Here is a 16,086-nt window from a genome sequence, read left to right as displayed (position 1 = left end):
TTCGTTTCGGACGGGGACTCACGGTATCAACGGCGTGAGCAGCGGTTCGCGAGAGACCAGGAGGACGACGTTGTTGCTCGCGAAGACGGCATACAGGACGACGGTCGCGGCCACGAAGGCGATATCGAACGGCCGCGAAAGGACGTAGCCGATCGCGATCACGAAGCCGGCGTAGATAACGGCAGCGAGGACGACGCCGGCGAGTCCGAAGAGCTCGTGCAGAAACACGGTCACCGGATTCAGTTCGTACGCGTAGGGGACGACGAAGAACATAATCGTCGCGACGAGATCGACGAACCAGACGCTGAAAAACGCGGCGCGGAGGCTGGTGGTACCCGGCCTGTCCAACCCGATTCCGATCGAGGACGTTTCCACCATCGTATTCGGACGGAGTGGACTGCGAGCATTACGCCTTTGACTTGCTGTTTCCGGGCACTGTGAGGGGTTCACACCATCGATATCGACGGCGACGACACCGGCTGTAAACGGCCGCCGGAGGGCCGTTCACGGGGTTCGTTTCGGCCGGTGTTCTCCGGCGTTTAACTCAGCCGTCGGCCGAGAGGCGTTCGAAGTCGGGGTCGGGACACCCGTTCGGCTTCGCCGGGACGTATCGGTGCGCACGTAGCTCGCCGTCAACGACGGCGGTCAACAGGATGTCATTCGCCGCGATCGCCTCGAAGCGATCGACCGGAAGCACGAGCTGGTCGACAACCGCCTCGCCGTCCTCGAGCAGGAGAACGACGTGTTCGTCGTCGACGATACGGTCGACGACCCCGACGTACAGATCGGTGCCGTCGAGTTCGTCGTCGATCGCAGCGTCGGGTCGTTCGGACGAGTTGCCGGTGCTCGCGCCGGCTGCAGCCGGCGTGGCGAGCGTACCCGCCCCGAGCACACCGAGCGTTCGAAGAACTGTTCGTCGCGATCGCCGGGAGTGATCCGACATACCCCTGTTGGCCGCGGTTTGATTGATAAACCCTCGTCCAACCGGCGGTTCCGTGCTGTATAGTGGGCATAGAATTCCGTCGCAGTAGTGGGACTGGTATGGTTCTCGAGCTCGTCGTCTCCGTTCTCGAGATCCGCCATCCGAACGGGACAGTGAAGTGTTGGTTCCGGACCCAATCGGTTTGTCGGTCGGACACTGAACTAATCGTTTCGGAAGCCGAGGAACGTCGTTTCGATGAGAAGGAGAGTCTATCCGTTCTCCGGGAGATACGGCCTGGATATTGGAATATCACTCCCGATTTGAGGGAGCGACTACGAATATCTATCCGTATTTTCCCTGTAAGATGCCGTCGGCCGGCCGGCGTTTCATCCAGTAAAATACGGGTTCCGACGGACGGTTTAGTCGCCGATCAGCGAATACGCACAGTCAGTCGACCGGTTTCGGCAGCCGCTTCGATTTCGACACATCAACCGTATGCGAGCGTGACTCTGATCTCGCCCGCCTTGTCCCGGAGTCGCGTCGGGAGATCGTCGTGGACGTACTCGTCCGTGAATCGGCTGGTCGGCCCGAAGACGGCCAGCGAACCGAGGAACTCGTCGTCGGGCGTGTAGACGGGGACGGCGACACCGCGGAGCCCGTCCATGTGTTCCTGATTGTTCACCGCGTACCCGCGCTCGCGGATCGACTCGAGTTCCGAAAACAGCGCGTCGGAGTCGGTAATCGTGTTCGACGTGATCCGCTCGAGGCCGACCTCGTCGATATACTCGCGGACCGCCTCGTCGTCCCACTCCGCGAGAATGAGTTTTCCCGAGGCCATCGAGTGCAGCGGCCGTCGCTGGCCGAGCATCGTGTTCGAGAGGCTGCCATAGCGGTGGACGTAGACGGCCTCGTTGTCCTCTTCGACGATGAACACCGCTCGTTCGTCGGTCTCCTGTCCGAGTTCGAACACCGCGCGCTTGGCGGCCGTGTATCCCACGTTTCGGGACCGGGCTTGTTCGCCGAGTTCGACGAAACGGAACCCGACGTAGTAGTTCCCGTCGCGCTCGATCACGTAGCCCAGATCGGTAAGCGTTTGCAGGTGTCGGTAGACGGTGCTCTTCGGGAGGTCGGTCCGCTCCGTGAGGTCCGCGATCGTGACGCCCTCCTCGGCTTTGAGCGCCTCGAGGAGCGCGAACGTTTTCCGAGTCGTCGAGACGCCTACGGCGTCGGCGTCGACCTCGGTTTCGTCCCGATCCGTATCCATATACGATGATATTCACACGTCGCAATCAATGTTCCGGATACTGGGACGGGGACATCACTTAGTGGAACGGACGTTGCAAATCCGGACCGGTGTCGGCGAGGGCGGGCCTCGAGTCGATCCCCGAGCGGAAACCGCGAAGAGACGCAGAGAGAAGCCGAGAAGCGAAGACGGGCTGCCGGATCGCGTCGTTACTGGTAGGCGGGAATGCCGGTGAACTCCTCGCCGAGGACGAGCGTGTGGATGTCGTGGGTCCCCTCGTAGGTGTAGACCGTCTCGAGGTTGGCCATGTGCCGCATCGGGGAGTAGTCCGTCGTGATGCCGTTCCCGCCGAGCATCTCGCGGGCGATGCGGGACTGATTGCGCGCCATGCGGACGTTGTTTCGCTTCGACATCGAGACGTGCTGTGGCCGCATGTCGCCGCGTTCCTTGAGCTCCGCGAGGCGGTAGGCAAGCAATTGGGCCAGCGTGATCTGGGTGCCCATCTCCGCGAGCTTGCGCTGTTGGAGCTGGAACCGGCCGATCGGGCCGCCGAACTGGTCGCGGTCCTTGGCGTACTGGCGGGCCTCCTCGAAGCAGTCCCGGGCAGCGCCGACCGCGCCCCAGGCGATGCCGTAGCGGGCCTGCGTGAGACAGGAGAGCGGGCCCTTCATGCCCTCGACGCCCGGAAGGACGTTCTCCTCGGGCACGTGGACGTCGTTCAGCCCGATTTCGCCCGTGATCGAGGCTCGCAGCGAGAGCTTGTCGTCGATCTTGTTGGTCGAGACGCCGTCGCGGTCGGTCTCGACGAGGAACCCGCGAACGGGGTCGTCATCGGCCGACTTGTCGCGCGCCCAGACGATGGCCACGTCGGCGATCGGCGAGTTCGTGATCCACGTCTTCGCGCCATTGAGGACGTAACCGTCGCCGTCGCGCTCGGCGCGGGTCTCCATCGCCGACGGGTTCGAGCCGTGTTCGGGTTCGGTGAGACCGAAGCAACCGATCGCCTCGCCCCGCCCCATGTCCGGCAGCCACTCCTCTTTCTGCTCCTCGCTCCCGTAGGCGTGAATCGGATACATCACCAGCGCGCCCTGGACCGACGCCATCGAGCGCAGCCCCGAGTCGCCCGCCTCGAGTTCCTGCATCAACAGGCCGTAGGCCGTCTCGGAGACGTTCGGCGAGCCGTAGCCCTCGAGGTTGGGGGCGTAGAAACCGAGTTCACCCATCTTCGGGATGAGTTCCTTCGGGAAGGTTCCCGCCTCGAAGTGGTCGCCGATGTCGGGTTTGACGTGCTCTTCGACGAACTCCCGGGCGGTGTCCCGGATCATCCGCTCTTCTTGGTCGAGGTCTTCCTCGAGCTGAACAAAATCCAGCATACGTCATACTTCGGCAAGGGTGCAATAGGCGTTGCGGTACGGATTATCAAGCGGCAGATAGGCGCATAATCCGACGTCGAACCGTCGTTTCTGATGCACGGACGGAACCGACAGGAGGTGAGGCTACCTCCCGTCAATTGGAGCCGTCCCGTTTGCTTCCATCGGAGCGAGTATATCGTGGATATTGATTCGAACGCCCGGCATGCGATCTCACGAGAGAGCGGAAGGATTATAATAGCTAAGTATGAAGGGGCGTCTCATGGTGGAAGAGCGAACTAACATCTCCAAGGACACGACTCGACGATCACTCCTCGCAGCAGCCGGCGTCGGAAGCGCGACTGCACTCGCCGGCTGTATCGGCGGTCAGTCGAGCGGCGGCGGCGGCAACCAGAACCTCGAGACCCTATCGGACATCAACGAGAACACGTCGGTGTCACCGACGCCAAGCGGCTCCGGAACGGCTCCGGCGCTCGAGCGTGCGCTCGATCACGCGACCGACGGCTATGACCGCGTGAGTACGAGCTACAGCGAGCAAGGCAACGCGATCAACGAGAACCAGCTCGACGTCGGCGTCGGGACGCTGATGAACTTCTCGATCACGCCCAGCTGGCTCCAGCAGACGGCAAGTACGGTCGACAACCTCCGCGTCCTCGACGTGAGCGACGAGACCGAACAGGCCTGGAACGACGACGACCGGCTGCTGATCCAGCCTGCCGAGACGGGCCAGATCGAGAACGTCGACGCCCCGGAGGAGGTCCCCACGCCGACGTTCGCGTACAACTTCGTCTCCCGGGCCGACCTCGAGTACGACACGGTCTATACGTTCCTCGAGACGCTGTACGAACAGAAATCGGAACTGGCGGAGTACGCCGGCCTGCTGGCGACCCACGAGGAAGACGACTTCTGGGTGGAGAACATGTACGACGGCGTCCCCTTCCACGACGCCGCGGCGGACTTCTACGAGGAGATCGGCGTCTGGAGCGACGAGTTCGAGCGCGCCGGCGGCAGTACGAGCGGCGGCGCGACCGGCGACACGGATGTCCGGATGCGGACGTCGACGTCGACGACGACGGCCTACACCGCCAACCAGGGGATGGCCAGTGCCGTCAACAACGCGACCAGCGACATATTCGTCGAAGCCCAGACGAGCGAGGGGACCGAGGCGAACCTCGGTGCGCTCGACCAGGAGGACGCCGAGATGGTGTACATCCAGAACTGGTCGGCACAGGAGGTTCAAGACGGAGCCGGTTCCTACAGCGAACTCGGCTTCGATATGGCACAGATCGTCCACTTCTACGATCTGCCGTGGTTCTTCATCGCCGCCGGCGGTAACTAACGGAATCAATGTCCGAAACATACTCCGATCGCGGTCTCCCCGAGTTAGCCCTCGGAGCCCTCGTGTACGCACTGGGAGTCATCCTGACGGGATACACAGTCCTGTACGCCGTGTCCCTCGTGGGCGGCTGGCCCCTTACCGGCCTCGTCGAGGAACCGCGCTGGGTAGTCCGGGACAAACGATACATGATCCTCTTTTTCGGCATGGGGATCACGCTGTACTACCTCGACTACGTCTATCAGCAGCTCACCGACGAGGCCGCCGGCGTCGATGTCGAGGACGACGCAGCGACGTCCGCATCGGCCGGCGAGAGCGCCGACGGTGCGCTCGAGCGAGCGCGACGCGTCTGGAAGCGAGTCGATCCGTACGTCGCCCTCGTCCTCGCCCTCGCGGCGCTGTACACGATGTACCACGTCTACACGAACTTCAGCCGACTCGACGGGGAAGCGTACATCCTCGGTTACACCACCGCCGACCACGTCGTCGGCGTGGTGTTGATCGCGATGGCGGTCGACACGACCCGTCGGGCGTTCGGTACCACGATCGCGGCCGTCGCCGTCGCGGCGATCGCGTACGCACACACCGCGGTTGGCCCGCGGCTGTTCGGCGTCTTCCAGCACTCGGGCCAGAGCTGGGAGCAGATCGCCGAGAACGGTGCGATCGCGCTCAGCGGCGTCTACGACGGTACGATGATGGGGATCGGATCGACGTGGGTCGCGATCTTCATCATGTTCGCCGGGATCGCGAAGGCGTTCGGCCTAATGGAATTCGTCCGCGAGGTGGGCGAAGAGCTCGGGACGAGCCTCCGGACCGGCGTCGTCCAGATCGCCGTCATCTCGAGTATGATCATGGGCTCGATCACCGGCAGCGCGGCGGCCAACACCGCGACGACCGGCAGCTTCACCATCCCGATGATCAAGGACCAGGGCGTCGACGACGATATCGCCGCCTCGATCGAGGCGGTCGCCTCCGCGGGCGGCCAGATGCTGCCGCCGGTGATGGGCGTCGCCGCGTTCCTGATGGCCGACATCATTCAGGTCCCGTACCTGGATATCGTCAGGGCGGGCGTCATTCCGGCAGCGCTGTTCTACTTCAGCGTCTGTCTCGCCGTCCACTTCACGATCCTCAAGTTCGGCTGGATCTCGAACGACCTCACGTCGTTCAGGTGGCGGCTCCTCCTCAACGGACTCCACTTCGCGATCCCGATGGGCGTCCTCCTGTATACGCTCGTCTATCTCCGGTACACGCCACTGTCGTCGGGCATGAACACGATCTTCGCGATCGTCGGCGTGATGTTCGTCCGAAACTTCGTGGTCGGCGTCTTCGACGTCGGCTCCGACGAAGTGACGGCGGAGGTCTTCGGACGGGAAATACGGGGTGACGACCCGCTCGGGAACCTCGCCGCGACGGTTAAGCAGACCTTCGACGGGTTCAAGCAGGGCGGGACCGACATGGCACCGCTCGTCGGCGTCCTCGCAGCTATGGGCGTGATCGTCGAACTGCTCGAGGGAACGGGGCTGACGGCCCGCGTCGCGACGTCGATCGTCAGCCTCGGCGACGTGAGCCTGCTCGGGTTCGGCGGCGGGCTGTTCGTCGTGTTGTTCCTCGCGATGATCGCCAGCATTCTGTTCGGGCTGGGGATGCCGACGCCCGCGGCGTACATCCTCGTGGCCATCCTGGTCGCGAAACCGATCACCGAACTGGGGACCCCAGACATCGCGACGCATATGTTCGTGTTCTACTTCGCGATGCTGTCGGCGATCACGCCGCCGGTCGCGATCTCGGTCGCGATCGGGGCGCGGATCGCGGGCGCGGGCTTCCTCCAGTCGGCCAAGCAGGCGCTCCGACTGGGCGCGCCCGGGTTCGTCATCCCCTACGCGTTCATCGCGAACGAGAGCCTCATCTACTGGTCGAGCGAGACGTTGCTCGCGTTCCCCACGGTACTCGCCGGTACCGTCGCCCTGATCGTCGCGACGATCGGCTTCGACGGGGCTCGAGACCTCTCGGCACCGGTTCGGGGCCTCTACATCGCCGCTGCGTTCTGTGCGATGTTCGGATCGCTCGCCCACGTCGCGATCCAGGTCGTCGCCGCGGCCGCCATCGTCGGCGTGTTGCTCCACGCCCGCTTCGTCGTCGGTTACGAGATGCCGACCAAAGAGGGTTCGGAGGCCGATATCGAGACGACGTCGACCACCGACTGATCGCGGCCCTCTCCGCCGGACTGGCCGCCCGTTTTCTCGAACAACCGAAATAAATTGGATCGATGAGTAACAATCCTTTTGTGGGCCTCAGACGACCATACACAAGGTATGACAAATCTCGTGCGGGACGTCGGCGGGACGGTCGATGCGAACCCGGATTCGGCTGCGATCGCCTACGACGGCGCAGAACTGAGCTACGAGGAGTTCTGGACGCGAGCCGGACAGTTCGCGCAGGCGCTCGAGGACCGCGGCATCGGCGAGGGTGACCGCGTCGGGATCTACCTGCCGAACCTGCCCCAGTTCGTGACGGCGTTCTACGGCACCCTGCGTGCCGGCGGGATCATCGTCCCGATGAACCCGCAGTACAAGGCCCGCGAGATCCGCCACATGCTCGGCGACAGCGGGGCGAAAGCCGTCGTCGCGCTGGCTGATCTGGTGCCGAACGTCCTCGAGGTACAGGACGACACCGACGTCGAACAGATCGTTAGCGTGGGCGCGGACGTCGACAGCGCGACGGCGTTCGACGAGTTCCTCGCCGAGGAGACCAAGGAGACCGTCGACCGCGCGGACGACGATGTCGCGGTCCAGCCGTACACGTCGGGGACGACCGGGACGCCGAAGGGCGTGCTGTTGACCCACCACAACCTCGCCTTTACGACGCGGGCCAACGCGAGCGTGCCGCCAGGCGGCTTTCAGGCCTCCGACCGACTCATCGGCACGCTCCCGCTGTTCCACATCTACGGCATGTCCGTCGTGATGAACGGCGCGATGTACAGCGGCGGCACCTACTACCCCGTCCCCGAGTGGGACGCTCCAACGGTGATGGACCAGCTCGAGAACGACGACATCACGATCATGTTCGCCGTTCCCGCGATGTTCAACGACATGATCAACCAGCCCGACGCCGAGAGCTACGAGTTCGAGGCGCTTCGCTTCGCCAACTCCGGCGGCTCGAGCCTGCCGGTCGAGGTCTTAAACCGGTTCGAATCGCTCTGGGGCGTTCAGCTCAACGAGGGCTACGGCCTGACCGAGACGAGTCCGGTCACCCACGCCAACACGAACGACGCCCGGCGGAAGGGCAGCATCGGCCGGCCCCTCGAGGGCGTCGAGGCGAAGATCGTTGACGAGGACTTCGACGAGGTCCCGCGCGTCGAGGAGGGGCCGATCGACGAGGAGGAAGCGGCGATCCACGAGATCACGGGCGAACTCGTCATCCACGGGCCGAACGTGATGAAGGAGTACTACGGCCTGCCCGAGGCCAACGAGGAGGCCTTTACCGACGAGGACGGCAAGCGCTGGTTCCACACCGGCGACATCGGCTACTGGGACGAGGATAACTTCTTCTACGTCGTCGACCGGGAGAAGCACATGATCGTCACGGGCGGCTACAACGTCTATCCGCGCGAGGTCGAAGAGTTGCTCTTCGAGCACGAGGACGTCGCCGACGCCGCCGTCGTCGGGGTGCCGGACGAGCGCCGCGGCGAGACCGTCAAAGCGTTCGTCGTGACCACGCCCGACGCCGAGGCGACGCCCGAGGACATCAAGCAGTACTGCCTGACCAATCTCGCGGAGTACAAACACCCCCGCAAGGTCGAGTTCGTTCAGGAACTCCCGCGAACGACGACGGGGAAGGTCCAGAAGTTCGAACTTCGCGGCGACGACGCCGACGACGTCGGCGAGTAATCGCGAGCGCGCGCCGCTCGATCTCTCGCGATCCGTTCGTTTCCATGCTTACGGGCCGTTCGACGGGATATTAACAAAAACAAATTTCGAGCATATCCGAAGCTACTTTGTAAGACGACACCAAGCAAACGATATGGCATTCCAGCTGTCAGCCGAGCACGAGGCGATCCGTGAGGCCGTCCGCGAATTCGGTGAAAACGAGATGGTTCCGGTCGCCGAAGAACACGACCGAGAAGGCAAGTATCCCGAGGACCTTCGCCGGAAGGCCGCCGAGTACGACTTCGTCGCGCCGAGTATCCCGCTCGAGTACGGCGGTGCCGGGATGGATAAGATCGCCAGTACCATCGTCACCGAGGAACTCTGGCGCGCGGATCCGGGAATCGGCTCCGCGATCGGCAGCGCCGGCTTCGGCTCGAACATGATCATGGAGTTCGGCGACGAGTGGATGAAAGAGGAGTGGTTGCCCAAGATCGCCAACGGCGAAATCGCGTCGGTGTCGATGATCTCCGAGCCCGCACACGGCTCGAACGTCGCCGGCATCGAGACGGTCGCCGAGAAGGACGGCGACGAGTACGTCGCCAACGGCAACAAGATGTGGATCACCAACGGGACCGTCGCCGACGTCGGCGTCCTCATGGCCAAGACGAGCCCCGGCGAGGGCCACAAGGGCATCACCGCCTTCCTCGTCGAGATGGACTGGGACGGCATCACGACCGACAAGATCAACAACAAGCTCGGGATCCGCGCCTCCGACCTCGCGGAGGTCGTCATCGACGACGTCCGCATTCCCGAGGAGAACGTCATCGGCGAGGTCGACAAGGGCTTCTACCAGCTGATGGAGTTCTTCGCCGCCGGTCGTGCCAACGTCGCCGCGCAGGCCGTCGGTGCCGCACAGGGCGCGCTTGACGCCGCCATCGAGTACGCCAACCAGCGCGAGCAGTTCGACCAGAAGATCTCCGAGTTCCAGGCCATCCAGCACAAGATCGCCGAGATGGCCACCAAGGTCGAGGCCGCCCGCTCGCTGACCTACCGCGCCGCGACCCAAGTCGAGCAGGAAAACCAGGACATCGCCGCACAGTACTCGAGCATGGCGAAGTACTTCGCGAGCGAGATTTCGGTCGAAGTCGCCGACGAGGGCATTCAGGTCCACGGCGGCTCGGGCTACGTCACGGACTACCCCGCCGAGCGCTACTACCGTGACGCTCGCATCACGAAGATCTACGAGGGCACCAGCGAGATCCAGAAGAACATCATCGCCGACCAGATCCTCTGAGCGGGCACGCCACAGCGTAGATCGATCTCTTCTCTGCAGTTTTCACAGCTCTTTCCAGTCCGTTTCAAGACCCGTCTCGTGAGACGGGTGTCTGAAGCGTGAAATCCACTCGAGTCCGCTCTCGAGTAGTCGCGAGACCAACGACGAAGATAGCTCGAGACGCGAACAGAGCGGTACTCGCCTACTGCTCCGGGACGCGGAGTTCGACGGCAGCACCTTGACCATAGCCGACACACATCGTCGAGAGGCCGAGGCCGCCGCCCCGGCGCTGGAGTTCGTGGATCAGCGTCACCGGAAGACGAGCGCCGGAGGCCCCAAGCGGGTGGCCGATTGCGATCGCGCCGCCGTTGACGTTGAACGTCTCGTCGTCGAAGCCGAGTTCGTCCCGGCAGTAGAGCGTCTGGCTGGCGAAGGCCTCGTTGAGTTCCACGAGGTCGTAGTCGTCGGCATCGCGGCCGTTTCGCTCCCAGATGCCTCGCACCGCCGGCACCGGACCGATGCCCATCACCGTGGGGTCGACGCCGGCGACGTTGTGATCCTCGATTTCGGCCATGATCTCGAGGTCCCGCTCCTCGGCGAATTCGCGGCTCGTGATCAGGACGCCCGCAGCGCCGTCGGAGACCTGCGAGGCGTTGGCGGCGGTGACGGTACCGTCCTCCTGAAACGCGGGCGGGAGGCCGGCGATTTTCTCCGCGGTCGTGCCGGGTCGGAGCCCCTCGTCCTCGGTGATTGTGCCCTCGGAAGTCTCGATGGGGACGATCTCCTCGTCGAACTTGCCCGCCTCGGTGGCCTCGCAGGCGCGTTGCTGGCTCCGGGCACCGTACTCGTCTTGGGCCTCGCGGGAGATGTCGTACTCGCGGGCGACCTTCTCGGCGGTCTGGCCCATCGCGAGGCCAGCCGCGTCGTACTGCTCGGCGATGCCCGCGTAGGAGTCGATCTCCTTTCGGCGCTCGTTGCGGGACATGTTCTCGACGCCGCCGGCGACGATGACCTCGCGCTGGCCCGCTCGAATGGCGTCGCTTGCGCTCATGATAGCCTCGGCCGAGGAGGCACAGAGCCGGTCGATGGTGGTTCCGGGGACGCCTTCGCCGAGATCCGACAAGAGGGCGATCACCCGGGCAATGTTGTTGCTCTGCTCGTTGACCTGCTTGGCACAGCCCCACCGGATGTCGTCGACGGCCTCGCCCGCGAGGCCGGTTCGCTCGAGCATCGCGTCGACGAGCGGGACCGACAGTTCCTCGCTGCCGGTCTCGGCGTAGACGCCGCCGTGTTTTCCCTGGGGAGTTCGGACTGCCTGGACGATAACTGGCTGGCGATCGCTCATTGCTACTGAGTGACTCGCGCTCCTGAACTAAAGTAGCTCCGTTCCTCGCGATCCGATCCTCGGGTTACAGACGCAGCATTTCACCGTCGTGAGCAGACAGGTGCTACACACGGGTAGAAAAGAGGTGCCCAGAAAGCCCCGAGAGGGCTCGAGTCGGGGAACTCGCTTCGCTCATCGGCCGCCGGCCTGCGGTGCGTACGTCAGCCGCCTTCCTCGAGCCCGCTCGCCCCTTTCAGTCCCGCCCGGCACAGCGCCACGTCCTCCCCACCCGACTGCGGTCCTCGCAGTTGCTGCGGTCCTCGTCCATAGGGAGACGCTCCGCGTCTCCCACGCCTTCGCTCTCATGTTCGCGAAGACCTCGCGCACCGTCGTCGATCCGTTCTCACTACCGTTCGAACGTGATCGACAGCGCACGCCGGATGGTCCGAGAAGACTGCGTTTCGGACCGTCGTCACTCGAGACGGCGCTGGGACATCGTCCGAAAGGGAACGCTTTTGATCGCTTCGTCTGTGGGTTCGCACATGCAAATCGCAGTCCTCGGAGCCGGGAGTATGGGACACGGAATCGCACAGGTCTCCGCGATGGCGGGCCACGATGTCGTCCTGCGGGACATCGAGGAGGAGTTCGTCGAGGACGGCATCGAGGGGATCCGCGAGAACCTTCAGGGCGGCGTCGACCGGGACAAGCTCACCGAATCGGAGATGGAAGCGGCCTTAGAGCGCATCGAGGGGACGACGGACCTCGAGGCGGCGGTCGACAACGCGGCCCTCGTCGTCGAGGCCGTCCCGGAGGATATGGACCTCAAGCAGGACGTGTTCGCGGACATCGAAGCCGCCGCGAGCGAGGACACCGTTATCGCCTCGAACACCTCCTCGCTGTCGGTGACCGAGATGGCGAGCGTCCTCGACCAGCCCGAACGAGCGGTGGGACTGCACTTCTTCAACCCGCCCCACATCATGGACCTCGTCGAAATCGTCATCGCCGAGCAGACCGACGATCGCACCGAGAAGTTCGCCGTCGACTACGTCCGGGGCATCGAGAAAGAGGACGTGGTCGTGCGTGATACGGCCGGTTTCGCCACCTCGAGACTCGGCCTCGCGCTCGGCCTCGAGGCGATCCGGATGGTCGAGCAGGGCGTCGCCAGCCCGGCAGACATCGACGAGGGGATGGAAATTGGCTACGGGCACCCGATGGGGCCGCTCGAGCTGACCGACCATGTCGGGCTGGACGTGCGCCTGCACATCGCCGAACACCTCCGCGAGGAACTGGGCGAGCGGTTCAAGCCGCCCCAGTCCCTGCGCCGGAAGGTCCGCGCGGGCAACCTCGGCAAGAAGACCGGCGAGGGCTACTACGTCTGGGAGGACGGCGAACGCGTCGGAATGAGCGGCGAGTGGGGCGACGAGTAGTCCGACCCCTACTAGTTAGGCGCGGCGCTTGTTTCGGTTCCGCTCGTCTTTTCAGGTACCGTCCGATCGCTCGGGCGGCGGCCCCGGGGGCGCACGTGGGAAAACGACGGGGCCATTTTCGACTCGGTCACCGACCGCAGCGGAACTCGCGTTCCGACCGGACGGAGTCCGAACCGTCCGGTCGTTTGTCACCGGTCTCGACCCTCGCTAATGCGGACGCTTTTAGCCACCCGTGAGTAAAGCTCTCGTATGGCATCGGAGCCGAGCGCCGACCCGGCCGCCGACCGGCGAGCGAACTACGACTACCGGAGCGACGATGTCGATCGCCCGGCGCTGGTCGCGGACCTCGAGGCACTCGTCGACTGCGAGGTCCGCGCGGACTCCTACTCTCGCGAACTGTACGCGACCGACGCGAGCCCCTACGAGGTGACGCCGATCGCCGTCGCCTTCCCCGAGTCGACGGCCGACGTGTCCGGCATCCTCGAGTACTGCGCCGAACGGGAGATTCCCGTCCTCCCGCGAGGTGGCGGGACGAGCCTCGCCGGGCAGACGGTCAACCGGGCCGTCGTGCTGGACTTTACGCGGCATATGAACGAGATCCGTGAGATCGATCCCGAGGACCGCACGGCGACGGTCCAACCGGGGACGGTCCTCGGAACGCTGAACGAGGCGCTCGCCCCCCACGACCTCAAGTTCGCCCCCGACCCCGCGTGGGGCGACAAGAGCGCCATCGGCGGCGCGATCGGCAACAACTCGACCGGCTCGCACTCGCTACAGTACGGGAAAACGGACGCCTACGTCGAGGAAGTGGAGGCGGTCCTCGCCGACGGTACTGTGACGACCTTCGGCGAGGTCACCCTCGAGGAGATCGGCGAGAGGGCCGATCCCGACGGCGACCTCGAGGGCCGGATCTACGCCGAGGTCGACCGAATCCTCGAGGAAGACGCGGATCACATCGCGGAGACCTATCCCGATCTCAAGCGCAACGTCTCCGGATACAACCTCGATCGCCTCGTCGCGGAGGCTCGCGGGGAGGAACTGCCGGGTGGTGAGGAGACCGGCGACCCGGGCACCGTCAACCTCGCGCGGCTGCTGGCCGGCAGCGAGGGGACCTTAGCGATCGTCACCGAGGCGACTGTCTCGCTCGAGCAAATCCCCGAGACGAAGGCCGTCGCCCTGCTCTGCTACCCCGATCTCCACGAGGCGATGCGAGATGTCGAGACGATCCTCGCACACGACCCCGCCGCCGTGGAGGTGTTAGACGACGTGCTGATCGACCTCGCTCGCGACACCGCGGAGTTCGGCCCCGTCACCGAGATGCTTCCGGCGGGAACCAACGCCGTTCTCTTGGTCGAGTTCTACGCCGAAGACGACGAGCACGGGAGAGAGCAGGTCGCCGGCCTGCTGGCCGACCGCGTGCCGTCGGCGACGCCGACGGCCGAGCCGGCCGCCGACGCGCCGCGGAGCGATAGCGACCCGCTCGCCATCGAAGCCCTCGAGGCCTACGACGACGCCGAGCGGGCGAAACTGTGGAAGCTCCGCAAGTCCGGGCTGCCGATCCTGCTCTCGCGGACGACCGACGAGAAGCACATCTCCTTCATCGAGGACACCGCGATCCCGCCGGCACGGCTCCCCGAGTTCGTCGAGCGGTTCGAGGAGATTCTCGAGAGCCACGACACCTACGCGAGTTTCTACGCCCACGCCGGCCCCGGCGTGCTCCACGTCCGCCCGCTCGTGAACACGAAGACAGAGATCGGCCTCGAGCAGTTGCACGGCATCGCGGACGACGTGACGGACCTCGTGGTCGAATTAGGGGGGTCGGTTTCGGGCGAGCACGGCGACGGCCGCGCCCGCACCCAGTGGAACCGGAAACTCTACGGGGACGATCTCTGGGAGACCTTTCAGGACCTCAAGACGGCGTTCGACCCCGACTGGCTTCTGAATCCCGGACAGGTCGTGTTTCGGGAGGACGACCCCACCGACCTGCGCGAGCACCTGCGGTTCGACCCCGACTACGAGTTCGACGCTGGCTTCGAGCCCGCCCTCGAGTGGGAGAACGACAACGGCATGCAGGGGATGGTCGAACTCTGCCACGGCTGTGGCGGCTGTCGCGGCGAGCAGGAGACCACCGGCGGCGTGATGTGCCCGACCTATCGGGCGAGCCAAGAAGAGATCACGGCGACCCGCGGCCGGGCGAACGCGCTCCGGCAGGCCATGAGCGGCGATTTGGATCCCGACGAGGCCGTCTCCGACGAGTTCGTCGAGGAGGTGATGGGGCTCTGTATCGGCTGCAAGGGCTGTGCCATCGACTGCCCGAGCGAGGTCGACATGGCGAAGCTCAAGGCCGAGGTGACCCACGAGTACCACCAGCGAAACGGCGCGACGCTGCGCGATCGGCTCTTCGCCAACGTCGCGACGCTCTCGAAAGTGGGGAGCCAACTCGCACCGCTGTCGAACGCCCTACCGAAGCTCCCGGGCGCGCGCAAGGCCCTCGAGGTGGCCGTCGGCATCGATTCGGATCGGCCGCTGCCGACGTTCCACGCGACGACGTTCCGGGACTGGTTTCACCAGCGGGGCGGCGCTCGCGTCAGGGAGGCCGACGCGACCCGCAAGGCCGTCCTCTACCCCGATACCTACACGAACTACAGCCATCCCGAGGCGGGGAAGGCGGCGGTTCGCGTGCTCGAGGCCGCGGGCGTCCACGTCGCGGTGCCCGACGACCTCGGCGACACCGGTCGGCCGGCGTTCTCGAAGGGCTTCCTCGAGAAGGCCGAAGACGCGGCCCGCGAGAACGTCACCGCGCTCGCGCCGCGGGTCGCCGAGGGCTGGGACGTGGTCGTCATCGAGCCCTCCGACGCGGTCATGTTCCAGTCCGATTACCTCGACCTGCTCTCCTCGGAGGCCGCCGAAACGCTCGCCGGCGCTACTTACGGCGTCTGCGAGTACATCGACACCTTCCGGCTAGACGAGGACATCGCGTTCGACGCCGGGTCGGCGACGCGGGATCTCGTCTATCACGGCCACTGCCACCAGAAATCCGTCGCGAAGGACCACCACGCCGTCGGGGTGCTCCGGCGGGCCGGCTACGCCGTCGACCCGCTCGATTCGGGCTGCTGTGGCATGGCCGGCAGTTTCGGCTACGAGTCCGAGCACGCCTCGATGAGCGACGCCATCGCCTCGATCCTCTACAAGCAGGTCGACGAGAGCGCGGGCGACCGCGTCGTCGCCCCCGGTGCCTCCTGTCGCACCCAACTCGAGAACCGGCTGGGCGTGCCCGAGGAGCCGCCGACGCCGATCGAAGTCGTGGCCGACGCGCTCGAGTGAG

11 protein-coding genes are annotated in these 16,086 nt (G+C 65.0%); 6 read left to right on the top strand and 5 right to left on the bottom strand.

Annotation, left to right across the window (positions count from 1 at the left end; translation table 11 throughout):
- Positions 1-18 precede the first annotated feature (18 nt).
- The 4 genes from C489_RS15965 to C489_RS15950 all read right to left on the bottom strand — a co-directional run bounded on the left by C489_RS15965 (position 19) and on the right by C489_RS15950 (position 3,538).
- On the bottom strand, positions 19-378 hold the full coding sequence (locus C489_RS15965) for a hypothetical protein (RefSeq protein ID WP_006432358.1): 360 nt from the start codon (positions 376-378) through the stop codon (positions 19-21).
- A 166-nt stretch (positions 379-544) separates the two neighbouring features.
- Positions 545-943 carry a hypothetical protein gene (locus tag C489_RS15960; protein WP_006432357.1) on the bottom strand — a complete coding sequence of 133 codons (399 nt, stop codon included), beginning with the start codon at positions 941-943 and terminating at the stop codon, positions 545-547.
- A gap of 466 nt (positions 944-1,409) precedes the next feature.
- A complete protein-coding gene (locus tag C489_RS15955; RefSeq protein ID WP_006432356.1) occupies positions 1,410-2,186 on the bottom strand; it encodes an IclR family transcriptional regulator in 777 nt (258 codons plus the stop codon).
- A 188-nt stretch (positions 2,187-2,374) separates the two neighbouring features.
- Positions 2,375-3,538, bottom strand: a complete 1,164-nt coding sequence (locus tag C489_RS15950; RefSeq protein ID WP_006432355.1) for an acyl-CoA dehydrogenase family protein — start codon at positions 3,536-3,538, stop codon at positions 2,375-2,377.
- Positions 3,539-3,797: 259 nt separating this feature from the next.
- Between C489_RS15950 and C489_RS15945 the strand changes: the two genes are divergently transcribed.
- The 4 genes from C489_RS15945 (at position 3,798) to C489_RS15930 (ending at position 10,031) form a co-directional block, all read left to right on the top strand.
- Positions 3,798-4,874, top strand: coding sequence for a TAXI family TRAP transporter solute-binding subunit (locus C489_RS15945; RefSeq protein WP_006432354.1), 1,077 nt, complete (start codon positions 3,798-3,800; stop codon positions 4,872-4,874).
- Between the two features lie 8 nt (positions 4,875-4,882).
- Positions 4,883-7,075: a TRAP transporter permease gene (locus C489_RS15940; protein WP_006432353.1), complete on the top strand. Its 2,193-nt coding sequence runs from the start codon at positions 4,883-4,885 to the stop codon at positions 7,073-7,075.
- 108 nt (positions 7,076-7,183) lie between these two features.
- Positions 7,184-8,758 (top strand): long-chain-fatty-acid--CoA ligase, encoded by a 1,575-nt coding sequence (locus tag C489_RS15935; RefSeq protein WP_006432352.1) that lies wholly within the window; start codon positions 7,184-7,186, stop codon positions 8,756-8,758.
- Positions 8,759-8,891: 133 nt separating this feature from the next.
- Complete coding sequence (locus C489_RS15930) at positions 8,892-10,031, top strand: acyl-CoA dehydrogenase family protein (RefSeq protein WP_006432351.1); 1,140 nt, start codon at positions 8,892-8,894, stop codon at positions 10,029-10,031.
- 181 nt (positions 10,032-10,212) lie between these two features.
- Here C489_RS15930 and C489_RS15925 read toward each other — a convergent pair whose 3' ends face one another.
- Positions 10,213-11,355, bottom strand: coding sequence for a thiolase family protein (locus C489_RS15925; RefSeq protein ID WP_006432350.1), 1,143 nt, complete (start codon positions 11,353-11,355; stop codon positions 10,213-10,215).
- Between the two features lie 521 nt (positions 11,356-11,876).
- Between C489_RS15925 and C489_RS15920 the strand changes: the two genes are divergently transcribed.
- Together C489_RS15920 and C489_RS15915 are read left to right on the top strand one after the other, a co-directional pair.
- Positions 11,877-12,761 (top strand): 3-hydroxyacyl-CoA dehydrogenase family protein, encoded by an 885-nt coding sequence (locus C489_RS15920; RefSeq protein ID WP_006432349.1) that lies wholly within the window; start codon positions 11,877-11,879, stop codon positions 12,759-12,761.
- Positions 12,762-13,010: 249 nt separating this feature from the next.
- Positions 13,011-16,085, top strand: a complete 3,075-nt coding sequence (locus C489_RS15915) for an FAD-binding and (Fe-S)-binding domain-containing protein (protein ID WP_006432348.1) — start codon at positions 13,011-13,013, stop codon at positions 16,083-16,085.
- Position 16,086 lies beyond the last annotated feature (1 nt).

Origin of the sequence: Natrinema versiforme JCM 10478 (assembly GCF_000337195.1) — an archaeon.
In the GTDB taxonomy this organism is placed as follows: Archaea; Halobacteriota; Halobacteria; order Halobacteriales; family Natrialbaceae; genus Natrinema; species Natrinema versiforme.
The sequence above is the reverse complement of the archived record's forward strand: the minus strand, read 5'-3'. Positions and strand labels throughout refer to the sequence as shown.